This is a genomic window from Streptococcus mitis (assembly GCF_002096855.1).
GTDB lineage: Bacteria > Bacillota > Bacilli > Lactobacillales > Streptococcaceae > Streptococcus > Streptococcus mitis_Y.
Window position 1 is genome coordinate 1 of sequence record NZ_NCVH01000030.1, and the last position, 24,171, is coordinate 24,171.

Here is a 24,171-nt window from a genome sequence, read left to right on the forward strand (position 1 = left end):
CTTTTCATTATAGGTCATATGGGACTTTTTTTCTACACAAAAATAGGCTCCATAAGATCTATAGGGGATTTACCCACTACAAATATTATAGAGCCTTTTTCTTTGATTCAAGTGACCGTTTAGGAACAAATTTAGTCTTTCTAGGGACAGGAGAGATATGAAAACAAATAAAGGATATAATGTAGTCAGAAAAATCAATCTCCAAAAAGGAAATAAGAAATAAAGATCAAATGAAAATATCAATTGATTTCTGCTAAAACAAAAATGTTAATATAGTCACAATTTTAATTGACTTTCCTTTTTTACAGGACTATAATGTAGATATAAAAAAGGATTTATTTTATAGTTGGGGGAAGGTGATGGCTATGTGCTTTTGATAAACTAGTCTCTATCTTTTGTTCTTGGAAATTTTAGGAGTTCTATTTTGACTTCGTTTCTATTTGATTTTCTTGCTTTGGATTTATCTATTTTAGGAGGAAATGGCTATGAAAAAATCTAAACTACTCACACTTGGTTTGCTTGCAGGTGCTGGTCTACTTTTATCTATCAACCAAGCACAGGCTGCAGATACTTGGGTAAAAAATGGTGCTGACTGGAATCTTTCACAAGATGGCAGTCTCGCTAAAAACAAATGGGTGCAAAATGCTGGCTCTTGGTACCACTTTGACGGTTCTGGTAAAATGCAGACAGGCTGGCTCAAAGACGGCAATACTTGGTATTCACTAGCAGATAGTGGCGCCATGCGTACTGGCTGGTACAAGGAAGGCAATACATGGTACTCCCTAGCAGATAGTGGCGCCATGCGTACTGGTTGGTACAAAGAAGGGTCTACTTGGTACTACCTCAAAGGTAGTGGCGCTATGGCAACAGGATGGGCAACTGCAAATGGTCAATGGTCTTACTTTGAAAAATCAGGTGCAATGGTCGCAGACAGAGCTGTTCCAGCCAGTGATGGGGAAAGTTATGTCATTGGTAAGGATGGATATCTGTTAACCAAACTCCCAAGTCAGGTTGAACAATCTCAAGCGGATGATACAATTATCACAAATATTGTTACTTTGTCTGATGGGTATGATTATCATCTTATTCATAGAAAAGATGGAGTCATTGTTGAAAAAAATGCTTGGTACATAAAACCTGAATTTAAGAAGTTTTCTGATAAATATGGAGATAAAGTTTCCAATACGATGTTGGCTTTAGTAGATAATACAGAAGAAGGACAAGAAATTAATCCTAAAGCTGTCGTGAAAAATTTCCAAAACATACCAAACAGGTATTACTTTGGGGCAGATGGTCGTCGCGTAACAAATTTACCAGAAATGACCACCTATTCAGAGATTAAAAAAGTTGGAAATGATGTCTATCTAGAAAATCCGGGTGCACGACTTCTTCTTGGAGCTACCAGCTTCACAATCAATAATAATAAACTATACTATTTAGATGGTGCTAATGGCAAACTCAAAACAGGTTATTTTGCATTGATTGATGATAGACCAAGCTATCATCACTATCATATTCTTGTTTATGCAGACCAATCTGGTGAAATTCTTAAAATGAAACGATTGCCAACAGGAATTTCAGATTATCTTAATAAAGAAATTGACGGTTTCTACGGTCAAACTGTTAAAATCGATAGTAAGACAGGAAATGTTTCTGTTGTGAAATAAGACGTCTGACAGAGTAAAACGAAAAATCGAACAGCTTTGTTTACTAGGAAGTCATGTTCATTTCGCTATAGAATAGGAGGAAATGGCTATGAAAAAATCTAAACTACTTACACTTGGTTTGCTTGCAGGTGCTGGTCTGCTTTTGTCAATCAATCAAGCACAGGCTGCAGATACTTGGGTTAAAAATGGCGCTGACTGGAATCTTTCTCAAGATGGAAGCTTAGCTAAAAATAAATGGGTACAAAATGCTGGCTCTTGGTATCACTTCGATGGTTCTGGTAAAATGCAGACAGGCTGGCTTAAAGACGGCAATACCTGGTACTCACTAGCAGATAGTGGGGCTATGCGTACTGGCTGGTACAAGGAAGGTAGCACATGGTATTCCCTAGCAGATAGTGGCGCCATGCGTACAGGTTGGTACAAAGAAGGGTCTACTTGGTACTATCTTCATTTTAGTGGTTCTATGCAGACAGGTTGGGTGTTCATAGATGGTAATTGGTATTATTTTGAACAATCAGGTGCAATGGCCTCTGATAGAGTTGTAAATTCTAGTGATGGGACAGGCTATATTCTCAGCAAGGATGGCCATATGTTCACTTTACAAAATAGCCCTTATAAACATGGTGACATTGTTCGTTTAGGCGATGGATATGAATATCTGATTAAAGCAAAATTTGACGGAAATAACTTTACTGATATTATCGTGGATAAAAACACTTGGTACATCAAACCTGAGTTCAAGAAGTTTTCCGACAAATATGGGGATGAGGTTGCAAATACAACCTTAGCTTTAGTAGATAATAAAGAAGAAGGACAAGAAATTGATCCTAAAGCTGTCATTCGTAATTTCCAAAATCTACCAGGTCGATATTACTTTGGAGCAGATGGTCGTAGAGTATTACCACTTCCAGAGATGACAACTAGATCAGAAATCAAAAAAGTTGGCAATGATCTTTATCTAGAAGACCCAGGTGTACGACTTCGATTTGATAACTTCACAATCAATAACAATAAACTATACTATTTAGATAATGGACAAGGTAAGCTCAAAACAGGTTACTTTGTACTGATTGATGATGGTATGGCTACAACCCACTATCATTTCCTTGTATATGCAGACCAATCTGGTGAGGTTCTTAAGATGAAACGCTTGCCATCAAGGTTTTCAGATTATTTTGACAAAGAAATCGATGGTTTCTATGGTCAAAAAATTAAGATTACACAGCCAAATAAGTATGAATATTACAAGGTTCTTGTGGTAAAATAAATAGATAAGCAATCTTCACAACGAATATAAAAAATAAAACGTGCAAATCATTTTCAAGAGGCTTTAGATTTCTTGTATTTTAAAAGAAACTAAAGCCTTTTGTGGATTTATCGTTTTTCAGAAAGTATGAAAAACTAGAGAGTTGTATCGGGGAGATAAATATTATTTCGCTTAAATAAATTAGGAGTCGTTTTATTCTATGATTATTTTAGAATTCTTAGCTTCTGTGCTATATATTCTGTTGGTAGTCGTTTCAACCATGGTGCCTACTATTTATTTGGGCGCTCAAATTTCCCCAGAATTTTATAAAAAACGTTATTGGATCATTGTATTTTTCATTAGTTTATCCACTCGTCAAACATTTGGAGAATTATTTCATATAGGAATCCTTCTCTTCTTTTACTGTATTTTTTTACTCGTATTGCATAAGAGAAAAGTAGAAGCTCTTTTTCTTTCTCTATATCTTTTTCTCTTCTTTCAAAGTATTCGTTATTTATTTGTGACAATCTGGCTTCGTATATTATCTGGTGAGAGCTGGTTGTTTTTAGATGAGTTTTCGACGCTATATATATCTATATTTGATTTATTATCAATATTTCTATGTTGTAAAATTATGAAGCGTTGGTCTTTGGATTTGGATTTATTTTTTTCAGATGCTTTCAAAACCCACTATCATAAGAGTTTTTTCATTATTCTACCTCTGACTGGATTTAGGATATTCTCTTCGTTTATGACCAATAGAAATAGTTCTTTCTACGTTCGTTTTGACACAACCATTTCTCTCCTGATTTTCATTCTCTTTTTCTCTTGGCTCTTTTATATCAAGCATTTGGAGCAGGTTTATCGTGATGAGCAAACCATTCAGAGACAGGAAGATGAAAATCGTTCCTTGCAAGGGATGGTGGATAAGCTGGGTCATCTCTATGATGAGGTTCGAGGTTTCCGTCATGATTTTGCAGGAATTGTCGCTAGCATGGAGCCTGCTATAGCGAATCAAGATATGGCTGAGGTGTCTACCATTTATCAAGATGTCTTTCTAAAGACAAATGAAAAGCTGAGGAAGGCGGATTACACGGCCTTTAATCTCCACAATATCCATGATATAGCTATTCGCAATACCTTGGCAAAAGCCATGATTGTGGCAGATAATCAGGGGATTCATTTTAGTTTGGAGACGGTGGGGGTCGTAGAAGAGCTGGCTTTGCCTATGTTGGAGGCTATCCGTATCCTTTCTATCCTCACGACAAATGCCTTAGAGGCAGCCAGTGAGGCTGAAAATCCGCAGATTCGGGTTGCTTTGTTGGCAGGTGATAGGAGTGTCCGTTTTATCATTGAAAACACTCGTAAGAAAGAAGAATTGAATCCCAGCATTCTCAGTCAAAAGGGTTACTCTACCAAGGGAAACCACAGTGGACTGGGCTTGGCAACCTTGGAGGACATGGTTTTTCATTATGATTTAAACTTAGATACCCAGCTAGGAGAGACGACCTTTAGACAAGATTTAGAATTGCCATTTAAGGATGAGAAACGAGAGGGAGAGGAATGAGAATTTTAGTTTTAGAAGACGACAGAGTCCAGCAGGGGCGTATAGAGCAGACTTTACTAGATATTGGTCGCTCTCGCAATTTGAGATTGGAAATTGATATTGCCAAAAACTATGGAGACGTTGAAAAGTATTCACAGTATTTTGACCATTACCAGCTCTATTTATTAGATTTAGAGATTGATGGAGAGCGTGAACGGGGTTTTCAGGTTGCTCAACAGGTTCGGGAGCGGGATCCTTTTACAAGCATTGTCTTTGTGTCCACGCACTCGGAGGCCTTGCCTCTAGCTTTTCGCTATCACTTGTCTGCCTTGGATTTTATTTCCAAGGATCAGCCTGAGGAGAATTACCGTCATCAGCTGGAGCGCTGTCTGGACTATGTACTGGCAGTGGACAAGAGGGAAAATATGCGTCTCTTCACCTATAGTTTTGAGGGAAGACGGGGCTTTACTCTGCCCTACCATGAGATTTTAGCCTTTGAAACCTCAGTGGAATCCCATCGTATCAAGGTCTATTATGCCAATCATTCTATCAAGACCATTTATGGCAGTCTCAAGGATATCGCTGCTAAGGCTGAAAAAGATTACTTTGTCTATGCCAATCGCAATACGTTGGTCAGTTTACATGCCATTGAAGAGATGACTGCGACAGAAGTGACCCTGTTAGAAGGCTTGCACTTCCCCGTATCACGAACAGCCAGAAGAACTCTTAAAAAACATCTCAATGTCTAATATCTGTTAGACTTGAATCAAATTATCAATAAGAATGTCGGAAAATTTTCTGATATTCTTATTTTTTTGACTTCTTTTTCGAATAGATAAGTAAGAGGAAAAGGAAAGGAGCCTAGTTCATGTATCTACCAATCTTGTATCCGTGGTTTATTAAATTATTTTTTAAATAAAATTTGATTTAGTTGTTTATTTTCGAATTGTTTTTCGAATAGATAAGTAAGAGGAAAAGGAAAGGAGCCTGGTTTATGTATCTACCAATCTTGTATCCGTGGTTCATTAAATTATTTTTTAAATAAAATTTAATTTAGTTGTTCATTTTCGGATTGTTTTTCGAATAGATAAGTGAGAGGGAAAAAAGAAAGGAATAAAATAATGAAAGAACATTATTATGGATTTGTTGAGCTGACTTCGGAAGAATTGACCGATATTCAAGGTGGAGAAAATTGGACGAAGACACTTGCAGATTGGTACGTTGGATTTCGTAGAGGTTTAGGTTTTTAGGGGATAAGCGATGAATGAAATGAATGATAAGTGTACTATTGAAGTATTAAAGGAAAGCGACTTAGCCTTGCTGGTGGGTGGTAGCAAGGAAAGTTATCAACGGGGTTTAATTACAGGTCTATTGTTACGTAGTGTATTTATTGGAACTCCATTTTTTAGAGGATAAGATTTAGAAAAAATAGAATAAGAGGAGAAAAAGATGACAAATTTTGACAAAATGGAACAGAACTTTGTAGCTCTTACAGAAGAAGAGTTGATGAATGTAGATGGGGGAATTGCACCAATTATTATTGGTGGTGTAGTTATTAGTTGGAAATTAATTGGAGGTGTAGCTGCGCTTGCTACAGCTTCAGCAGGTGCAGGCATAGCTGCAGGATATTATGCTAATCGACCATAATTTTGGATTTATATATGAGATTTGTTAAATTAATGCTGAAGATTTGGCCTGAGCTTATGGTATTACTTAGTTCAATATCTTATACAATTATCAGGTTGGTAGCTGATGTGAATAAGCTACCCTTACCTACATGGTTTGATGATTTTAATATACCAACAATTTCATTGTTTTTAATGGTATTCATTTTATTATATAGAAGTAAAGGAGAAAAGAATGGATAAATTTCAAGTAGTTGATGAGAAAGATTTGCAAGTAATTGAAGGAGGAATTGAACCTATTTCGATTATATTTGGCCTAAGTGCTATTGCATTTGGCGCATTTGGGGCTGGTTACACATTTGGTTCAGATTTGGCTCGTCGTGGGCGTTAGATAATGAACAGTCGCAATCTTAATCTCAATACATTGTTACCTAAATTAGCCACGATATGTCCTTTGTTGGGAATAACTCTTAATGTCGCGCTTCATGTGATTCGTACAGGTTCGTTAGTATCCTTTAATTGGCAATGGACTTTAGTTGGTTTGCTTTTCGCAGGATATTTTGGTATTTTTCGCAAAGATTTGTCAAAAAATAATCAAAACTATAAATGAAGAACATGAATCAAAAGGATTTTGTGAATGAGAATGGTAGCGTTTTTCCGCCATTCTTGTCAGGTAAATAGGAGTCTAGCTTGAAAACATTTTTATTAGGCTTCGCTGAGGGTTATTTTATCGTATCGCTCATAATCTACATCGCAACGTATTTGATTTTGAAAAATCCGATCAATACCCTATTTTATCTAGAAATTTACCCTGTTTTATTTGGGCTCTTTTATCTAGGATATAAGGCCAATAAAAAGCAAGTAGGGTGAACAGTTAAGAATGACTTGTTAGCCTTCGCTGAAAAATGGCTGGGGTAGAATCTAAGGATGCATCACAATGGAGTTTAAAAGGAGTAACTATGAATCGTAATTTAGAACGGTGTTATCTATTCTGACTATGAATAGATCATACCAGAGGTGGCTTAGAAATAGCAGGGACATTAGAAATTGAAGTAATAAATAGGATGTCACAATGTTACTATCAATGATTTATTTGTTCCAAGCTTGCCTAGGGTGTCAGTAAAAAATCACTTTCCTTTCATACCATATTTTTAGTAGGCAGGACATTTGTTCTGCCTATTTTTTTATCCCAAAAGTGCAGTTGGGAGGGAGATAGGCGCATTTGGGAAGGAAGTCAAGTTTTTGTTTGGGGATTGGGGTAAGATAGGTATTATCAGATGAGTTTAGAAAAAAGGAGATGAATATGAAATTTGGGAAACGTCACTATCGTCCGCAGGTGGATCAGATGGACTGCGGTGTAGCTTCATTAGCCATGGTTTTTGGCTACTATGGTAGCTATTATTCTTTGGCTCACTTACGAGAATTGGCAAAGACGACCATAGATGGGACGACGGCCTTGGGCTTGGTCAAGGTGGCAGAGGAGATTGGCTTTGAGACGCGAGCTATTAGGGCAGATATGACGCTCTTTGACTTGCCAGATTTGACCTTTCCTTTTGTTGCTCATGTACTTAAGGAAGGGAAATTGCTCCACTACTATGTGGTGACTGGGCAGGATAAGGACAGCATTCATATTGCCGATCCAGATCCCGGGGTGAAGTTGACTAAACTGCCACGTGAGCGTTTTGCGGAAGAATGGACAGGAGTGACTCTGTTTATGGCACCGAGTCCAGACTACAAGCCTCATAAGGATCAAAAGAATGTTCTGTTCTCTTTTATCCCTATATTAGTGAAGCAGCGTGGCTTGATTGCAAATATCATTTTGGCGACACTCTTGGTAACCTTGATTAATATTGTGGGTTCTTATTATCTGCAGTCTATCATTGATACCTATGTGCCAGATCAGATGCGTTCGACACTGGGGATTATTTCTATTGGGCTGGTGATTGTTTATATTCTTCAGCAGATCTTGTCTTACGCTCAGGAGTATCTCTTGCTTGTTTTGGGGCAACGCTTGTCGATTGACGTGATTTTATCCTATATCAAACATGTTTTTCACCTGCCTATGTCCTTTTTTGCGACACGTCGGACAGGGGAAATCGTTTCTCGTTTTACAGATGCTAACAGTATCATTGATGCGCTGGCTTCGACCATTCTTTCGATTTTCCTAGATGTGTCAACGGTTGTCATTATTTCCCTTGTTTTATTTTCACAAAATACCAATCTCTTTTTCATGACCTTATTGGCGCTGCCTATCTACACAGTGATTATCTTTGCTTTTATGAAGCCGTTTGAAAAGATGAATCGGGATACCATGGAAGCCAATGCGGTTCTGTCTTCTTCTATCATCGAGGACATCAATGGTATTGAGACTATCAAGTCTTTGACCAGTGAAAGTCAGCGTTACCAAAAAATTGACAAGGAATTTGTGGATTATCTGAAGAAATCCTTTACCTATAGTCGGGCAGAGAGTCAGCAAAAGGCTCTGAAAAAAGTTGCCCATCTCTTGCTCAATGTCGGCATTCTCTGGATGGGGGCTGTTCTGGTCATGGATGGCAAGATGAGTTTGGGGCAGTTGATTACCTATAATACCTTGCTGGTTTACTTTACCAATCCTTTGGAAAATATTATCAACCTGCAAACCAAACTTCAAACAGCGCAGGTTGCCAACAATCGTCTCAATGAGGTTTATCTGGTAGCTTCTGAGTTTGAGGAGAAGAAAACAGTTGAGGATTTGAGCTTGATGAAGGGAGAGATGACTTTCAAGCAGGTTTCCTATAAGTATGGCTATGGTCGAGACGTCTTGTCGGATATCAATTTGACCATTCCCCAAGGTTCTAAGGTGGCTTTTGTGGGGATTTCGGGGTCAGGCAAGACGACCTTGGCCAAGATGATGGTTAATTTTTACGACCCAAGTCAGGGAGAGATTAGTCTGGGTGGTGTCAATCTCAATCAGATTGATAAAAAGGCCTTGCGCCAGTATATCAACTATCTGCCTCAACAGCCCTATGTCTTTAACGGAACGATTTTGGAGAATCTTCTTTTGGGAGCTAAGGAGGGGACGACACAGGAAGATATCTTACGGGCGGTCGAATTGGCAGAGATTCGGGAGGATATTGAGCGGATGCCACTGAATTACCAGACAGAATTGACTTCGGATGGGGCAGGGATCTCAGGTGGTCAACGTCAGAGAATTGCTCTGGCGCGTGCTCTCTTGACAGATGCGCCGGTCTTGATTTTGGATGAGGCGACCAGCAGTTTGGATATTCTGACAGAGAAGCGAATTGTCGATAATCTTATGGCTTTAGATAAGACCTTGATTTTCATCGCTCACCGCTTGACCATTGCTGAGCGGACAGAGAAGGTTGTTGTCTTGGATCAGGGCAAGATTGTTGAAGAAGGAAATCATGCTGATTTGCTTGCACAGGGTGGTTTTTACGCCCATTTGGTCAATAGCTAGAAAGAGGAGAGGATGAAACCAGAATTTTTAGAAAGTGCGGAGTTTTATAATCGTCGTTACCATAATTTTTCCAGTCGGGTGATTGTCCCCATGTTCCTTCTGCTCGTGTTTTTACTTGGCTTTGCAACTTTGGCAGAGAAGGAGATGAGTATGTCTACTAGAGCTACTGTCGAGCCTAGTCGTATCCTTGCAAATATCCAGTCAACTAGCAACAATCGTATTCTTGTCAATCATTTGGAAGAAAGTAAGCTGGTTAAAAAGGGAGAACTGTTGGTTCAATATCAAGAAGGGGCAGAGGGTATCCAAGCAGAGGCCTATGCTAGTCAGTTGGACATGCTTAAGGATCAAAAAAAGCAATTGGAGTATTTGCAAAAGAGCCTGCAAGAAGGGGAGAACCACTTTCCAGAGGAGGATAAATTTGGCTACCAAGCCACCTTTCGCGACTACCTCAGCCAAGCGGGCAGTCTTAGGGCTAGTACATCGCAACAAAATGAGACTATCGCGTCCCAGAATGCAGCAGCTAGCCAAACCCAAGCCGAAATCGGCAATCTCATCAGTCAAACAGAGGCTAAAATTCGCGATTACCAGACAGCTAAGTCAGCTATTGAAACAGGTGCTTCCTTGGCCAGTCAGAATCTAGCCTACTCTCTCTACCAGTCCTACAAGTCTCAGGTCGAGGAAAATCCGCAAGCTAAGGCCCAGGCTGTTGCGCAGGTTGAAGCACAGCTTTCTCAGTTAGAATCTAGTCTTGCTACTTACCGTGTTCAGTATGCAGGTTCAGGTACCCAGCAAGCCTATGCGTCTGGTTTAAGTAGTCAATTAGAGTCCCTTAAATCCCAACATTTGGCTAAGGTTGGTCAGGAATTGACCCTTCTAGACCAGAAAATCTTGGAGGTGGAGTCAGGTAAGAAGGTACAGGGAAATCTTTTAGACAAGGAGAAAATTACGGCGAGTGAGGATGGGGTGCTTCATCTTAATCCTGAGACCAGTGATTCTAGCATGGTAGCAGAAGGTGCCCTACTAGCCCAACTCTATCCGTCCTTGGAAAAAGAAGGGAAAGCCAAACTAACAGCTTATCTCAGTTCAAAGGATGTAGCAAGGATCAAGGTCGGTGATTCTGTTCGCTATACTACGACTCATGATGCCAAGAATCAAATTTTCCTAGATTCTACTATTACAAGTATTGATGCGACAGCTACCAAGACTGAAAAAGGGAATTTCTTTAAAATTGAGGCGGAGACTGACCTAACTTCGGAGCAGGCTGAAAAACTTCGGTACGGGGTGGAAGGTCGTCTGCAGATGATTACGGGTAAGAAAAGTTACCTACGTTATTATTTGGATCAGTTTTTGAACAAAGAGTAATGTTCGTGTTTTTAGAGTTATACTCAATGAAAATCAAAGAGCAAACTAGAAAACTAGCCGCAGGCTGTACTTGAGTACGGCAAGGCGACGTTGACGCGGTTTGAATTTGATTTTCGAAGAGTATTAAATGATTTTAAAACTGTGAGAAAAATTCTTCTTGCAGTTTTTTATTTATGATTTTTGAAGTTGCTACGTTATTTATTCGGTTAAATTCTTGTAATTTTAGGTTTTTTATGGTAGAATGTGCTCAAGTAATACGAAAGGCGAACTTTAAAATGTCAAAACAATTGATCTATTCGGGAAAAGCTAAAGATATCTATACAACTGAGGATGAAAATCTTATTATTTCAACTTACAAGGATCAGGCGACTGCTTTCAATGGTGTCAAGAAGGAGCAGATTGCAGGTAAGGGAGTCTTGAATAATCAGATTTCATCTTTTATTTTTGAGAAATTAAATGCGGCTGGTGTGGCGACTCACTTTGTGGAGAAGCTTTCAGATACGGAACAACTCAATAAAAAGGTGGAAATCATTCCTTTGGAAGTCGTGCTCCGCAACTATACTGCTGGTTCCTTTTCAAAACGTTTTGGTGTGGATGAGGGAATCGCATTTGAGACTCCGATTGTCGAATTTTACTATAAAAATGATGATTTGGATGATCCATTTATCAATGATGAGCATGTGAAATTCCTACAGATTGCGGATGACCAGCAAATCGCCTACTTGAAGGAAGAAACTCGTCGAATCAATGAACTCTTGAAAGGCTGGTTTGCTGAGATTGGCCTCAAGTTGATTGACTTTAAGCTAGAGTTCGGTTTTGACAAGGATGGCAAGATTATCTTAGCAGATGAATTTTCACCAGATAACTGTCGCTTGTGGGATGCGGATGGCAACCACATGGATAAGGATGTTTTCCGTAGGGGACTAGGTGAATTAACCGATGTTTATGAAGTTGTTTGGGAGAAGTTGCAAGGTTTGAAATAATCTGTTTGCAACGGAAAACCTTCGTCTCTCAACTAAAAGAACTCAGGCTGAAAAGGTCCCCCAGACCTTTTCACTCCGTAGAGGATTGGGCGAACTAACAGACGTTTACGAGATTGTTTGGGAAAAGTTGCAAGAATTGAAATAACAACCTCAAGGTCGTTTGGGAACATTGCAAGAGCTGAAATAGAGGAATAAGGATTGATGGATAAACGTATTTTTGTTGAAAAAAAGGCTGATTTTCAGGTCAAGTCAGAGAGTTTGGTGAGAGAACTCCAGCATAACTTGGGGCTTTCAACTTTGAAAAGTATTCGCATCGTGCAAGTTTATGATGTATTTGACTTGGCAGAGGACCTGTTTGCACCTGCAGAGAAACACATTTTCTCTGAGCAGGTGACAGACCACGTCTGGGATGAAGTTGCTGTACAGGCGGATCTGGCTAACTATGCTTTCTTTGCTATTGAAAGCCTACCTGGGCAATTTGACCAACGTGCAGCTTCTTCACAGGAAGCCTTGCTTTTGCTGGGAAGTTCGAGTGATGTGACAGTTAATACAGCCCAACTTTATTTGGTCAATAAAGATATTGATGCGACTGAGTTAGAAGCGGTCAAAAACTACTTGCTTAATCCAGTTGATTCTCGTTTCAAGGATATCACGACAGGGATTGCCAAGCAGGAATTTTCTGCGTCAGACAAGACTATTCCCAAATTGACTTTCTTTGAAAGCTATACAGCAGAAGACTTTGCTCGCTACAAGGCTAAACAAGGGATGGCCATGGAAGTGGATGATTTGCTCTTTATCCAAGACTATTTCAAGTCAATCGGGCGCGTGCCAACGGAAACAGAACTCAAGGTTTTGGATACTTACTGGTCTGACCACTGCCGTCACACGACTTTTGAGACAGAGTTGAAACAGATTGATTTCTCAGCTTCTAAATTCCAAAAGCAATTGCAGTCAACATATGACAAGTATATTGCCATGCGTGATGAGTTGGGACGTACGGAAAAACCGCAAACCTTGATGGATATGGCTACTATTTTCGGTCGATATGAGCGTGCTAATGGACGTTTGGATGACATGGAAGTGTCAGATGAAATCAATGCTTGCTCAATAGAAATCGAAGTGGACGTTGATGGTGTGAAAGAGCCATGGCTCCTCATGTTCAAGAACGAAACTCACAACCACCCAACGGAAATTGAGCCATTTGGTGGGGCTGCTACCTGTATCGGTGGAGCCATTCGTGACCCATTATCAGGTCGCTCATATGTTTACCAAGCTATGCGTATCTCAGGGGCTGGAGATATTACAGCACCGATTTCGGAAACGCGTGCTGGGAAATTGCCACAACAGGTTATTTCTAAAACAGCGGCTCATGGTTATTCTTCATACGGTAACCAGATTGGGCTTGCAACGACCTATGTTCGTGAGTACTTCCACCCAGGATTTGTTGCTAAACGTATGGAGCTTGGTGCCGTTGTTGGTGCAGCTCCAAAGGAAAATGTGGTTCGTGAAAAACCGGAAGCGGGAGATGTCATTATCCTCCTCGGTGGCAAGACTGGACGTGATGGTGTCGGTGGTGCGACAGGTTCTTCTAAGGTTCAAACAGTTGAGTCTGTAGAGACTGCTGGAGCTGAGGTTCAAAAGGGGAATGCCATCGAAGAACGCAAGATTCAGCGCCTTTTCCGCAATGGGGAAGTAACACGTCTGATCAAGAAATCAAATGACTTTGGTGCTGGTGGTGTCTGTGTCGCCATCGGTGAATTGGCAGATGGTCTTGAAATTGATCTAGACAAAGTGCCATTGAAATACCAAGGTTTGAATGGTACAGAAATTGCCATCTCTGAATCTCAAGAACGGATGGCCGTAGTGGTTCGTCCAGAAGATGTAGACACCTTCGTTGCTGAATGTAATAAAGAAAATATTGATGCTGTTGTCGTTGCGACAGTGACTGAAAAACCAAATCTTGTTATGCACTGGAATGGCGAAACCATCGTTGATTTGGAGCGTCGCTTCCTTGATACCAATGGTGTGCGTGTGGTTGTCGATGCCAAAGTTGTGGACAAGAATGTAAAACTCCCAGAAGAACGTCAAACATCTGCTGACACACTTGAAGCAGATACCCTTACGGTTCTATCTGACCTCAACCATGCGAGTCAAAAAGGATTACAGACTATCTTTGACTGCTCTGTTGGACGCTCAACGGTCAATCACCCACTTGGTGGTCGTTACCAACTCACACCAACTGAGGCATCTGTGCAGAAATTGCCAGTTCAACACGGTGTGACTCATACTGCGTCAGTCATGGCTCAAGGTTTCAACCCTTATGTAGCAGAATGGTCTCCATACCACGGTGCTGCCTATGCGGTGATCGAAGCAACTGCTCGTTTGGTTGCTGCTGGTGCCAACTGGTCTAAGGCTCGCTTCTCTTACCAAGAGTACTTCGAGCGCATGGACAAACAAGCTGAGCGTTTTGGTCAGCCAGTAGCAGCGCTTCTAGGTTCTATCGAAGCACAGATTCAGCTTGGTTTGCCATCTATCGGTGGTAAGGACTCTATGTCTGGTACTTTTGAAGAATTGACAGTGCCACCAACCTTGGTCGCTTTTGGGGTGACGACGGCAGATAGCCGTAAGGTCCTCTCTCCAGAGTTCAAAACTGCTGGTGAAAATATCTACTACATCCCAGGTCAAGCCCTCTCTGCAGAAATTGATTTTGACTTGATTAAGTCTAACTTTGCTCAGTTTGAAGCCCTTCAAAAGGCTCACAAAGTAACATCTGCATCGGCTGTCAAATACGGCGGTGTGGTTGAAAGTTTGGCTCTTGCTACCTTTGGAAATCATATCGGTGCAGAGGTGACCTTGTCTGAACTTGAAAGTTCTTTGATAGCACAATTGGGCGGATTTGTCTTCACATCGCCTGAAGAAATTGCTGGAGTAGAGAAGATTGGACAAACAAGTGCAGACTTTACACTCCTTGTCAACGGTGTGAAGCTAGATGGACACAAGCTTGACAGTGCTTTCCAAGGCAAATTGGAAGAAGTTTATCCAACAGAATTTGCTCAAGCCAAAGAACTTGCTAAAGTACCAGCTGTGGTATCAGATGTTGTGATTAAAGCAAAAGAAAAGGTTGAAAAACCTGTGGTCTATATCCCAGTCTTCCCAGGAACTAACTCAGAATATGACTCAGCTAAGGCTTTCGAAAAAGAAGGTGCAGAGGTCAACTTAGTGCCATTTGTGACCTTGAATGAAGAAGCCATTGTCAAGTCGGTTGAAACCATGGTTGACAACATCGGCAAGGCTAATATCCTTTTCTTTGCAGGTGGATTTTCAGCTGCGGACGAGCCAGATGGTTCAGCCAAGTTTATTGTCAATATTCTTCTTAATGAAAAAGTGCGTGTAGCTATTGATAGCTTTATCGCTCGTAGTGGCTTGATTATCGGTATCTGTAATGGATTCCAGGCTTTGGTCAAATCAGGTCTTCTTCCATACGGGAACTTTGAAGATGCCAAAAGTACTAGCCCAACCCTCTTCTACAATGATGCCAACCAACACGTGGCCAAGATGGTGGAAACTCGGATTGCCAATACCAACTCGCCATGGTTGGCTGGAGTAGAAGTGGGCGATATCCACGCTATTCCTGTTTCGCACGGTGAAGGGAAGTTTGTCGTGACGGCTGAGGAATTCGCTGAACTCCGTGACAATGGACAAATCTTCAGCCAATACGTTGATTTCGAAGGCAAACCTAGCATGGATTCTAAGTACAATCCGAATGGTTCTGTCCATGCCATCGAAGGAATTACCAGCAAGAACGGCCAAATCATCGGTAAGATGGGCCACTCAGAACGTTATGAAGACGGTCTTTTCCAAAACATCCCAGGAAATAAAGACCAGCACCTGTTCGCGTCAGCGGTTAAATATTTCACTGGAAAATAAGACTTGCAGATTTTCTAATAGATAGTATCAGTAATGTAAAAGTCATGTAGATTTAACTCTTGGTGCTACACAAATAAAAATTAGGTATAAAAAATGACATACGAAGTAAAATCTCTTAATGAAGAATGTGGTGTTTTCGGTATCTGGGGGCATCCAGATGCTGCTAAATTGACCTATTTTGGTCTCCACAGCCTTCAGCACCGTGGTCAGGAGGGGGCAGGAATCCTCTCCAATGATCAGGGGCAATTGAAGCGTCATCGTGATATGGGGCTTTTATCAGAAGTGTTCAGAAATCCAGCTAATTTGGATAAACTAACTGGAACGAGCGCGATTGGGCATGTGCGTTATGCGACTGCTGGCGAAGCTTCTGTGGATAACATCCAGCCCTTCCTCTTCCGCTTTCATGATATGCAGTTTGGACTTGCTCATAACGGAAACTTGACCAATGCAGCCTCTCTCAAGAAAGAATTGGAACAAAGAGGAGCAATTTTCAGTTCAACTTCGGACTCAGAAATCTTGGCTCACCTCATTCGTCGGAGTCACAATCCCAACTTGATGGGCAAAATCAAAGAGGCGCTTAGCCTTGTCAAAGGTGGATTTGCTTATATCCTGCTGTTTGAGGACAAGTTGATTGCGGCTCTTGACCCCAATGGTTTCCGTCCGCTTTCTATCGGGAAAATGGCCAACGGAGCGGTGGTTGTTTCCTCTGAAACCTGTGCTTTTGAGGTTATTGGTGCTGAATGGATTCGTGATTTGAAGCCAGGTGAGATTGTGATCATTGATGACAAGGGAATCCAGTATGATAGCTATACAGATGATACTCAGTTAGCAATCTGTTCTATGGAGTATATCTATTTTGCCCGCCCTGATTCTAACATTCATGGTGTCAATGTTCATACGGCACGTAAACGTATGGGGGCTCAATTAGCGCGTGAGTTCAAGCACGAAGCAGATATTGTGGTCGGTGTGCCAAATTCCTCGCTGAGCGCAGCTATGGGATTTGCAGAAGAATCTGGTCTGCCAAATGAAATGGGTCTGATCAAAAACCAATACACGCAACGCACCTTTATCCAACCGACTCAAGAATTGCGTGAGCAAGGGGTGCGGATGAAGCTATCAGCCGTTTCGGGTGTCGTTAAAGGAAAACGTGTGGTGATGATTGATGATTCCATTGTTCGTGGGACAACCTCTCGCCGTATCGTTCAGCTCTTGAAAGAAGCGGGGGCTTCTGAAGTTCACGTTGCTATTGGTAGTCCAGCGCTAGCTTATCCATGTTTCTACGGGATTGATATCCAGACGCGTCAGGAGCTGATTGCGGCCAATCATACGGTAGAAGAAACCTGCCAAATCATTGGTGCGGATAGTCTGACCTATCTTTCGATTGATGGCTTGATTGATTCTATCGGCATCGAAACAGATGCGCCGAATGGTGGTCTCTGTGTCGCTTACTTTGACGGTGACTACCCAACACCTCTCTATGACTATGAAGAAGATTATCGTAGAAGTTTGGAAGAAAAGACCAGTTTTTACAAATAGATGACAGATTTTCCATTAAAAAAAAGTAACAAATAGATGACAAATAAGAATGCTTATGCCCCACGTCTCACTACTGACTAAATGCTTAAGCATTTGTCAGTAGACGCTTTGCCCTATGAGGCCAAAGCTAGAGCCCTGACTAGTATTTTTAGATAAAATAATTGTTTATCTAAAAATACGTCGCAATCTTCTCAAAGAAAAGGAATATAAAAATGACAAATAAAAATGCGTACGCCCAGTCGGGTGTCGATGTTGAAGCGGGTTATGAAGTTGTTGAGCGGATCAAAAAGCACGTGGCTCGTACGGAGCGTGCAGGTGTCATGGGAGCTCTTGGTGGCTTTGGTGGTATGTTTGACCTTTCAAAGACTGGGGTTAAAGAACCTGTCTTGATCTCAGGAACTGACGGTGTCGGAACCAAGCTCATGCTGGCTATCAAGTACGACAAGCATGACACGATTGGGCAGGATTGTGTAGCTATGTGTGTCAATGATATCATCGCTGCAGGTGCGGAGCCCCTCTATTTCCTGGACTATGTGGCGACAGGGAAGAATGAACCAGCTAAACTAGAACAAGTGGTTGCTGGTGTGGCAGAAGGTTGTGTGCAGGCAGGTGCTGCCCTCATCGGTGGGGAAACGGCTGAAATGCCGGGCATGTATGGCGCAGATGACTATGATTTGGCTGGTTTTGCGGTCGGTGTGGCTGAAAAATCTCAAATCATTGACGGTTCAAAGGTGGCAGAAGGAGATATTCTTCTCGGACTTGCTTCAAGTGGGATTCATTCCAATGGTTACTCTCTCGTCCGTCGTGTCTTTGCGGATTACACAGGTGAGGAAGTCCTACCAGAATTGGAAGGCAAGCAACTCAAGGAAGTTCTTCTTGAGCCAACTCGTATCTATGTCAAGGCTGTTTTGCCACTCATCAAGGAAGGGTTGGTCAACGGCATTGCCCACATCACTGGTGGTGGCTTTATCGAAAATGTCCCTCGTATGTTTGCAGCTGACTTGGCTGCTGAGATTGAAGAAGACAAGCTTCCCGTGCTTCCGATTTTCAAAGCCCTTGAAAAATACGGTGAAATCAAGCATGAAGAAATGTTTGAAATCTTCAATATGGGTGTGGGACTTATGCTAGCAGTTAGCTCTGAAAATGTAAGTCGTGTCAAGGAATTGTTGGATGAACCAGTCTATGAAATTGGTCGTATCGTCAAGAAAGAAAACGAAAGTGTCATCATCAAATGAAAAAAATAGCGGTTTTTGCCTCTGGTAATGGCTCAAATTTTCAGGTGATAGCGGAACAATTTCCAGTAGAGTTTGTCTTTTCAGACCATCGTGACGCCTATGTGCTCGAACGTGCAGACAAGCTCGGCGCTCTGTCCTATGCTTTTGAACTCAAGGAGTTTGAGAGCAAGGCAGACTACGAAGCGGCCCTTGTCGAACTCTTGGAAGAACACCAGATTGACCTGGTTTGTCTAGCAGGCTACATGAAAATCGTTGGGCCAACCTTATTGGCAGCTTATGAAGGTCGAATCATCAATATCCATCCAGCCTACCTGCCAGAATTTCCAGGAGCTCATGGGATTGAGGATGCTTGGAATGCAGGTGTTGCTGAGAGTGGTGTTACCATTCACTGGGTGGACTCAGGTGTGGATACAGGAAAGGTCATCAAACAAGTACGTGTACCGCGACTAGCTGATGATACGATTGAAAGTTTTGAAACTCGGATTCATGAGGCAGAGTACAAGTTGTATCCAGAGGTTCTGGATAGCTTGGGAGTTGCACGAAAATAAGATCGAAGTCAAGTTTTGATTGCGCAATCTTGCTGGGAGAAAAAATGATTGAACTGAAATTAGTAGATGAGAGCAGTTTTCAGGCAGTGCTGGATTTGAAAATATCTGAAGCTGATAAACGAGCACGTTTCGTGGCTCCAAATGTACGCTCTTTAGCTGATGCATGGCTCTACCGGAAAAACGAAGATGTGTTTCCGATGGCGATCTATTGGGATAAGCAAGTGGTTGGCTTTCTCCTGCTGGAAATAGACAAGGATGAAGCGGAATACTTTATCTGGCGGATAATGATTGGCCAACAGTACCAAGGAAGAGGTTATGGACGAAAAGCTGTGGAAGTTCTGATCAAAAAGGCTCAGATGGATAGCACTTGCAATCATATTATCGCAGATTATGTGGTTGGAAATGAAAAAATGAAGCACCTGTTGACTAGTTTGGGTTTTCAAGAAACAGGATTTATAGAAGAAAATAATGAAGTCGCTATGCGCTTGGACCTAAAGAAAGAGGAATAGAATGACGAAAAAAGCATTAATCAGTGTCTCAAACAAAGCGGGCATTGTTGAATTTGCCCAAGAACTTAAAAAAACTCGGTTGGGACATCATCTCAACAGGTGGAACCAAGGTTGCCCTTGATAATGCTGGGGTGAGCACCATTGCCATTGATGATTCATATGATATCTTTGATTCAAAATTGGAGTCAGTGATTGTTGAAGACGGCTTCAAACGGAGGCATCGGGTGTGGATACAGGCAAGGTTATCAAACAAGTTCGTGTGCCACGGTTAGCTGATGATACGATTGACAGTTTTGAAGATCGGATTCATGAGGCAGAGTATAAGTTGTATCCAGAAGTAGTGAAGGCTCTATTTACAGATTGACTTTTTGATGATTCATATGATATCTTTGATTTAAAATTGGAGTCAATGATTGTTGAAGACGGCTTCAAACGGAGGTATTTGTAATGTTAGAATCTAAAAAAACAACTCGATATGTATTTTATGTCTATCTGATGTTATTAACTTGGGGAATCTTATTTAAGTTTGAGACCAATCCTGAATTTATAGCATTTTTCTTAGCTCCAAGGTACATCAATTGGATTCCATTTTCAGAACCACTAATAGTAGATGGAAAAATTGTTTTTGCTGAAATGTTATTTAATCTGATTTCCTTTATTCCATTAGGTGTTTGTTTCCCTCTGATAAAAACTAATTCATCTAGTTTAAAAATAGTCGGGACAGGTTTCTTGATTAGTCTATTGTTTGAGTGCTTACAGTATATTTTAGCAATAGGTATAACAGATATCACGGATTTGACTTTAAATACGCTAGGTGTTTGTGTAGGCTTACTGATTTATCAAATTTTTATAAGAGTGTTCAAATCACAGACTAGAAAATGGGTCAATATCTTAGGTATGCTTAGCCTTGGTTTTGCTTATCTTGTTTTACTGTTACTGCATTTAATTGGTGTTTAACTAATGATTAAAAAGGAGAATATAATGACTAAACGCGCCTTAATCAGCGTCTCAGATAAAGCGGGCATTGTTGAATTTGCCCAAGAACTCAAAAAACTTGGTTGGGATATTATCTCGACAGGTGGGACCAAGGTTGCCCTTGATAATGCTGGGGTGAACACCATTGCCATCGATGATGTGACTGGTTTTCCAGAAATGATGGACGGTCGTGTTAAGACCCTCCATCCAAATATCCATGGTGGACTCTTGGCTCGTCGTGACTTGGATAGTCACCTTCAAGCAGCCAAGGATAATCAAATTGAGCTTATCGACCTTGTTGTGGTCAACCTCTATCCTTTCAAGGAAACGATTCTCAAACCAGATGTGACGTACGCTGATGCGGTTGAGAACATCGATATCGGTGGGCCATCTATGCTTCGCTCAGCAGCGAAGAATCATACCGGCGTAACAGTTGTGGTAGACCCAGAGGATTATGCTGTAGTTCTTGACGAATTGTCAGTCAACGGCGAAACCACTTACGAAACCCGTCAACGTCTGGCAGCCAAGGTTTTCCGTCACACAGCGGCTTATGATGCCTTGATTGCAGAGTATTTTACAGCTCAAGTGGGTGAAAGCAAACCTGAAAAGCTCACTTTGACTTATGATCTCAAGCAAGCCATGCGCTATGGGGAAAATCCTCAGCAGGATGCGGACTTCTACCAGAAAGCTTTGCCGACAGACTACTCGATTGCTTCAGCGAAACAGCTCAATGGGAAAGAATTGTCATTCAATAATATCCGTGACGCTGATGCGGCCATTCGTATCATCCGTGATTTTAAAGACCGTCCAACCGTTGTGGCTCTCAAACACATGAACCCATGTGGAATCGGTCAGGCTGATGACATCGAGACTGCTTGGGACTATGCTTATGAGTCTGATCCAGTTTCTATCTTTGGTGGGATTGTCGTTCTCAACCGTGAGGTGGATGCTACGACAGCTGAGAAGATGCATGGTGTATTCCTTGAAATCATCATTGCACCAAGCTATACGGATGAAGCGCTAGCCATTTTGACCAATAAAAAGAAAAACTTGCGTATCCTTGCCTTGCCATTTGATGCTCAAGAGGCTAGCAAAGTGGAAGCAGAATACACAGGTGTAGTTGGTGGACTTCTTGTGCAAAATCAAGACGTGGTGAAAGAAAGCCCGGCTAACTGGCAAGTGGTGACCAAACGTCAGCCAACTGAGACAGAAGCGACAGCTCTTGAGTTTGCTTGGAAAGCTATTAAATACGTCAAATCAAACGGTATCATCGTGACTAATGACCACATGACACTTGGCGTTGGCCCAGGTCAAACCAACCGTGTGGCCTCCGTTCGTATTGCCATTGACCAAGCTAAAGACCGTCTTGACGGCGCTGTCCTTGCTTCTGATGCCTTCTTCCCATTTGCGGATAACGTGGAAGAAATCGCCAAAGCAGGTATCAAGGCTATCATCCAGCCCGGTGGATCGGTCCGTGACCAAGAGTCTATCGAAGCCGCTGACAAATATGGCTTGACTATGGTCTTCACAGGAGTGAGACATTTTAGACATTAAGAACGTTAAAGGGAAGAAAACAGTTTCTTTCCTTTTTTTGAAATGAAATAATAGATTAATAAAAAAATTACGAGAAGCGAATTTATTTGTAAATTAGAAAACATCATAATTTTATCAGCAAGGTAATAAATAAAGTTATGATAAACTATGTTAGAAGTAAATATTTTTGATATAATGATGTTAGCAGAGCGCAATCAAGGAGGGGATTGATTTGGAAATTAAAAAAAATTATTTAATAAATAGATTTTTTTCCAGAAATACTATCAAAAATCTCGTACAAAATAAAAAAGATTCAGTTTTTGAGCGTGTTTCGCAACATTATAAATTAGAAAATAATTTGTCCACTATTCAAAATGTTTATAATAAACTATCTCGGTCGTATCGGAACGAATACTTCTATAAGAATACTCTTTTAAATAAACGTTTATTAGGAATACATAGTGTCAATACTACAACAGCTTTAACAGAGATACCTGTCGGTCGAGCAAAACCAGATTTTATTTTAATCAACGGAAAGGCGGTTGTGTATGAAATAAAAACAGAATTAGACAATTTTGACAGACTTGAAAACCAAATCAATGAATATTATAAAGCTTTTAACCATGTTGCCATTTTGACATACGAAAAGAACATAGAAATGGCGAAAAGAAAAATTGATGAGATTAATAAACCTATTGGTTTATATATTTTACAAAAAAACGTAAAAATTAAAACAGTGATGGAACCCAAGGAATACAATAATGATTTAGATAGAGATGTCATTTTCAGTATTCTTCGGAAACGCGAATATGAAAGTATTATTGAGAAGCATTTTGGTTCTTTACCTCAGGTCTCTCAATTCGATTATTACGATGTTTGTAGGCAACTAACTGAAGATATTCGACTAGAACAATTTTATTCAGATTTTTTAATTGAACTGAAAAAAAGAAATCCAATCAATAAAGAATTGTTTGCGGCGGTCCCATATGAACTCAAGTTTTTGGTGTATTTCATGAACTTTAAACCAAAGGATTATGATGCACTTGCACAATTTTTACAAAAATAGGAGGAGCAAAGTATGTATTTTCCATACCTAAGAGGTCGGCAATATGAATTAATAGCGCTCAGAGAGTTATTAGAAAATAATAAGTTAAGCAACAATGTTATTCCAATTATTGAACCAGTGAGATTATCCCCAACTCTGGTCAGTACTTTGGAAGCATTTGCAACGAAGAAGCAACCGTGTGCCCTCATCATGAATCCAGCAGTAGGGTTCTTTAATGAGGAATACAGCAAAAACGAAAAAAATCGAGCAAGCCGCTTAGACAAAGTGATTGAGCAGAGTGAGCATTTGTACTTTGCCTCACTGATGAGCACAGATTATCAAAAAGCTGATAATTTCAAGCAGAATGATGACATGAGTAAGCAAATCACAATATGTAAAGATCCTGATGATTTAAATGGATACGAAGATAATTATAATACAGAACTAACAGCCTACAATATTATTGGGGAAGACAGTAAGTTAAACAGAGAGGTTAGCGGGAGCAAAGTTAAAATTAGTGACAGATTTAAGAAAGCGCCAAGAAATGTAGATTATGCTAAAAAAACAGATGAATTTTTCTCAGAAGATCATAAATATTTTTTAAAGGATGGGTATAAGGGGTTTTCGGATTACTCTATTGTTGGCGAGAGCTACAGTGATTCAGGATTTGCCCCCACTGCTATAGCTATTCATATCGTTTATTTTAACGAAAAACAAGATTTAAGAATTCATCATTTTGTATCTAATACAAATGAAAAGCAGAGAAACCAAGCGGGTAAGTTTGAGGAGGCTCTCGAAAAGTTAATCAATGCTATTGAAGAAGGTAAAATATCACAGACAATGGCGATCAAAGAGTTTCAACGATTGTCCGATACCAAAACATATCCAGGGCTTGGCACCATTAAAAAATTAACCATGATGCATCATATTGAATTGGTTGGTAAATATCTTGATCAAATAAATGGAGACAGATAGTT

23 protein-coding genes and 2 pseudogenes are annotated in these 24,171 nt (G+C 40.6%); all 25 read left to right on the plus strand.

What is annotated here, in order from left to right:
* Positions 1 to 485: 485 nt before the first annotated feature.
* Positions 486 to 1,667, plus strand: a complete 1,182-nt coding sequence (locus tag B7698_RS04065; protein WP_084864735.1) for an N-acetylmuramoyl-L-alanine amidase family protein — start codon at positions 486 to 488, stop codon at positions 1,665 to 1,667.
* An 88-nt stretch (positions 1,668 to 1,755) separates the two neighbouring features.
* The gene (locus B7698_RS04070; protein ID WP_084864736.1) at positions 1,756 to 2,934 is read left to right on the plus strand and encodes an N-acetylmuramoyl-L-alanine amidase family protein; all 1,179 of its coding nucleotides are present in this window, start codon (positions 1,756 to 1,758) and stop codon (positions 2,932 to 2,934) included.
* Between the two features lie 730 nt (positions 2,935 to 3,664).
* Positions 3,665 to 4,480, plus strand: coding sequence for a GHKL domain-containing protein (locus tag B7698_RS10330; RefSeq protein WP_239822585.1), 816 nt, complete (start codon positions 3,665 to 3,667; stop codon positions 4,478 to 4,480).
* On the plus strand, positions 4,477 to 5,208 hold the full coding sequence (locus tag B7698_RS04080) for a response regulator transcription factor (protein WP_070528204.1): 732 nt from the start codon (positions 4,477 to 4,479) through the stop codon (positions 5,206 to 5,208). Before B7698_RS10330 ends, B7698_RS04080 begins: the two co-directional genes overlap by 4 nt.
* A gap of 372 nt (positions 5,209 to 5,580) precedes the next feature.
* Positions 5,581 to 5,709: a smi_0059.1 family bacteriocin-like peptide gene (locus tag B7698_RS04085; protein ID WP_049499438.1), complete on the plus strand. Its 129-nt coding sequence runs from the start codon at positions 5,581 to 5,583 to the stop codon at positions 5,707 to 5,709.
* 10 nt (positions 5,710 to 5,719) lie between these two features.
* Complete coding sequence (locus B7698_RS04090; RefSeq protein WP_049499436.1) at positions 5,720 to 5,875, plus strand: hypothetical protein; 156 nt, start codon at positions 5,720 to 5,722, stop codon at positions 5,873 to 5,875.
* Positions 5,876 to 5,908: 33 nt separating this feature from the next.
* On the plus strand, positions 5,909 to 6,106 hold the full coding sequence (locus tag B7698_RS04095) for a class IIb bacteriocin, lactobin A/cerein 7B family (RefSeq protein ID WP_049502335.1): 198 nt from the start codon (positions 5,909 to 5,911) through the stop codon (positions 6,104 to 6,106).
* Between the two features lie 213 nt (positions 6,107 to 6,319).
* On the plus strand, positions 6,320 to 6,475 hold the full coding sequence (locus B7698_RS04105) for a smi_0061 family bacteriocin-like peptide (protein ID WP_000357248.1): 156 nt from the start codon (positions 6,320 to 6,322) through the stop codon (positions 6,473 to 6,475).
* Between the two features lie 3 nt (positions 6,476 to 6,478).
* A complete protein-coding gene (locus tag B7698_RS10335) occupies positions 6,479 to 6,694 on the plus strand; it encodes a bacteriocin immunity protein (protein WP_078934268.1) in 216 nt (71 codons plus the stop codon).
* A gap of 80 nt (positions 6,695 to 6,774) precedes the next feature.
* Positions 6,775 to 6,954: a hypothetical protein gene (locus B7698_RS10290; protein ID WP_049515845.1), complete on the plus strand. Its 180-nt coding sequence runs from the start codon at positions 6,775 to 6,777 to the stop codon at positions 6,952 to 6,954.
* A gap of 433 nt (positions 6,955 to 7,387) precedes the next feature.
* Complete coding sequence (comA, locus tag B7698_RS04120; RefSeq protein WP_084864737.1) at positions 7,388 to 9,541, plus strand: peptide cleavage/export ABC transporter ComA; 2,154 nt, start codon at positions 7,388 to 7,390, stop codon at positions 9,539 to 9,541.
* A 12-nt stretch (positions 9,542 to 9,553) separates the two neighbouring features.
* The gene (comB, locus tag B7698_RS04125; RefSeq protein ID WP_084864738.1) at positions 9,554 to 10,903 is read left to right on the plus strand and encodes a competence pheromone export protein ComB; all 1,350 of its coding nucleotides are present in this window, start codon (positions 9,554 to 9,556) and stop codon (positions 10,901 to 10,903) included.
* 275 nt (positions 10,904 to 11,178) lie between these two features.
* Positions 11,179 to 11,886: a phosphoribosylaminoimidazolesuccinocarboxamide synthase gene (gene purC / locus B7698_RS04130; protein ID WP_000043282.1), complete on the plus strand. Its 708-nt coding sequence runs from the start codon at positions 11,179 to 11,181 to the stop codon at positions 11,884 to 11,886.
* 1 nt (position 11,887) lies between these two features.
* Positions 11,888 to 12,031 carry a phosphoribosylaminoimidazolesuccinocarboxamide synthase gene (locus B7698_RS10455; RefSeq protein WP_079211609.1) on the plus strand — a complete coding sequence of 48 codons (144 nt, stop codon included), beginning with the start codon at positions 11,888 to 11,890 and terminating at the stop codon, positions 12,029 to 12,031.
* 56 nt (positions 12,032 to 12,087) lie between these two features.
* Positions 12,088 to 15,813 (plus strand): phosphoribosylformylglycinamidine synthase, encoded by a 3,726-nt coding sequence (locus B7698_RS04140; RefSeq protein ID WP_084864739.1) that lies wholly within the window; start codon positions 12,088 to 12,090, stop codon positions 15,811 to 15,813.
* A 93-nt stretch (positions 15,814 to 15,906) separates the two neighbouring features.
* Positions 15,907 to 17,349 (plus strand): amidophosphoribosyltransferase, encoded by a 1,443-nt coding sequence (gene purF, locus B7698_RS04145; RefSeq protein ID WP_084864740.1) that lies wholly within the window; start codon positions 15,907 to 15,909, stop codon positions 17,347 to 17,349.
* A gap of 212 nt (positions 17,350 to 17,561) precedes the next feature.
* Complete coding sequence (gene purM / locus B7698_RS04150) at positions 17,562 to 18,584, plus strand: phosphoribosylformylglycinamidine cyclo-ligase (RefSeq protein ID WP_084864741.1); 1,023 nt, start codon at positions 17,562 to 17,564, stop codon at positions 18,582 to 18,584.
* The gene (gene purN / locus B7698_RS04155) at positions 18,581 to 19,132 is read left to right on the plus strand and encodes a phosphoribosylglycinamide formyltransferase (protein ID WP_084864742.1); all 552 of its coding nucleotides are present in this window, start codon (positions 18,581 to 18,583) and stop codon (positions 19,130 to 19,132) included. Before purM ends, purN begins: the two co-directional genes overlap by 4 nt.
* A gap of 44 nt (positions 19,133 to 19,176) precedes the next feature.
* On the plus strand, positions 19,177 to 19,641 hold the full coding sequence (locus tag B7698_RS04160; protein ID WP_031237093.1) for a GNAT family N-acetyltransferase: 465 nt from the start codon (positions 19,177 to 19,179) through the stop codon (positions 19,639 to 19,641).
* A gap of 1 nt (position 19,642) precedes the next feature.
* Positions 19,643 to 19,796: pseudogene (locus tag B7698_RS04165) on the plus strand (bifunctional phosphoribosylaminoimidazolecarboxamide formyltransferase/IMP cyclohydrolase); the annotation flags it as partial.
* Positions 19,797 to 19,861: 65 nt separating this feature from the next.
* Positions 19,862 to 20,005, plus strand: a pseudogene (locus B7698_RS04170) (formyltransferase family protein); the annotation flags it as partial.
* Between the two features lie 83 nt (positions 20,006 to 20,088).
* The gene (locus tag B7698_RS04175; RefSeq protein ID WP_061759852.1) at positions 20,089 to 20,598 is read left to right on the plus strand and encodes a VanZ family protein; all 510 of its coding nucleotides are present in this window, start codon (positions 20,089 to 20,091) and stop codon (positions 20,596 to 20,598) included.
* 24 nt (positions 20,599 to 20,622) lie between these two features.
* Positions 20,623 to 22,170 carry a bifunctional phosphoribosylaminoimidazolecarboxamide formyltransferase/IMP cyclohydrolase gene (gene purH, locus B7698_RS04180; RefSeq protein ID WP_061759853.1) on the plus strand — a complete coding sequence of 516 codons (1,548 nt, stop codon included), beginning with the start codon at positions 20,623 to 20,625 and terminating at the stop codon, positions 22,168 to 22,170.
* 211 nt (positions 22,171 to 22,381) lie between these two features.
* Complete coding sequence (locus B7698_RS04185) at positions 22,382 to 23,215, plus strand: sce7726 family protein (protein ID WP_061759854.1); 834 nt, start codon at positions 22,382 to 22,384, stop codon at positions 23,213 to 23,215.
* Between the two features lie 12 nt (positions 23,216 to 23,227).
* Positions 23,228 to 24,169 carry a sce7725 family protein gene (locus B7698_RS04190; protein WP_000273872.1) on the plus strand — a complete coding sequence of 314 codons (942 nt, stop codon included), beginning with the start codon at positions 23,228 to 23,230 and terminating at the stop codon, positions 24,167 to 24,169.
* Positions 24,170 to 24,171 lie beyond the last annotated feature (2 nt).

Coding starts and splice junctions, on each gene's coding strand:
- purM (WP_084864741.1), top strand. CDS start 17,562: ATGACAAATAAAAATGCGTACGCCCAGTCGGGTGTCGATGTTGAAGCG.
- purN (WP_084864742.1), top strand. CDS start 18,581: ATGAAAAAAATAGCGGTTTTTGCCTCTGGTAATGGCTCAAATTTTCAG.
- B7698_RS04080 (WP_070528204.1), top strand. CDS start 4,477: ATGAGAATTTTAGTTTTAGAAGACGACAGAGTCCAGCAGGGGCGTATA.
- B7698_RS04175 (WP_061759852.1), top strand. CDS start 20,089: ATGTTAGAATCTAAAAAAACAACTCGATATGTATTTTATGTCTATCTG.
- purF (WP_084864740.1), top strand. CDS start 15,907: ATGACATACGAAGTAAAATCTCTTAATGAAGAATGTGGTGTTTTCGGT.
- B7698_RS04190 (WP_000273872.1), top strand. CDS start 23,228: ATGTATTTTCCATACCTAAGAGGTCGGCAATATGAATTAATAGCGCTC.
- B7698_RS04095 (WP_049502335.1), top strand. CDS start 5,909: ATGACAAATTTTGACAAAATGGAACAGAACTTTGTAGCTCTTACAGAA.
- B7698_RS04140 (WP_084864739.1), top strand. CDS start 12,088: ATGGATAAACGTATTTTTGTTGAAAAAAAGGCTGATTTTCAGGTCAAG.
- B7698_RS04090 (WP_049499436.1), top strand. CDS start 5,720: ATGAATGAAATGAATGATAAGTGTACTATTGAAGTATTAAAGGAAAGC.
- B7698_RS04070 (WP_084864736.1), top strand. CDS start 1,756: ATGAAAAAATCTAAACTACTTACACTTGGTTTGCTTGCAGGTGCTGGT.
- B7698_RS04105 (WP_000357248.1), top strand. CDS start 6,320: ATGGATAAATTTCAAGTAGTTGATGAGAAAGATTTGCAAGTAATTGAA.
- B7698_RS04085 (WP_049499438.1), top strand. CDS start 5,581: ATGAAAGAACATTATTATGGATTTGTTGAGCTGACTTCGGAAGAATTG.
- purH (WP_061759853.1), top strand. CDS start 20,623: ATGACTAAACGCGCCTTAATCAGCGTCTCAGATAAAGCGGGCATTGTT.
- B7698_RS10330 (WP_239822585.1), top strand. CDS start 3,665: ATGACCAATAGAAATAGTTCTTTCTACGTTCGTTTTGACACAACCATT.
- comA (WP_084864737.1), top strand. CDS start 7,388: ATGAAATTTGGGAAACGTCACTATCGTCCGCAGGTGGATCAGATGGAC.
- B7698_RS10335 (WP_078934268.1), top strand. CDS start 6,479: ATGAACAGTCGCAATCTTAATCTCAATACATTGTTACCTAAATTAGCC.
- B7698_RS04065 (WP_084864735.1), top strand. CDS start 486: ATGAAAAAATCTAAACTACTCACACTTGGTTTGCTTGCAGGTGCTGGT.
- B7698_RS04160 (WP_031237093.1), top strand. CDS start 19,177: ATGATTGAACTGAAATTAGTAGATGAGAGCAGTTTTCAGGCAGTGCTG.
- purC (WP_000043282.1), top strand. CDS start 11,179: ATGTCAAAACAATTGATCTATTCGGGAAAAGCTAAAGATATCTATACA.
- comB (WP_084864738.1), top strand. CDS start 9,554: ATGAAACCAGAATTTTTAGAAAGTGCGGAGTTTTATAATCGTCGTTAC.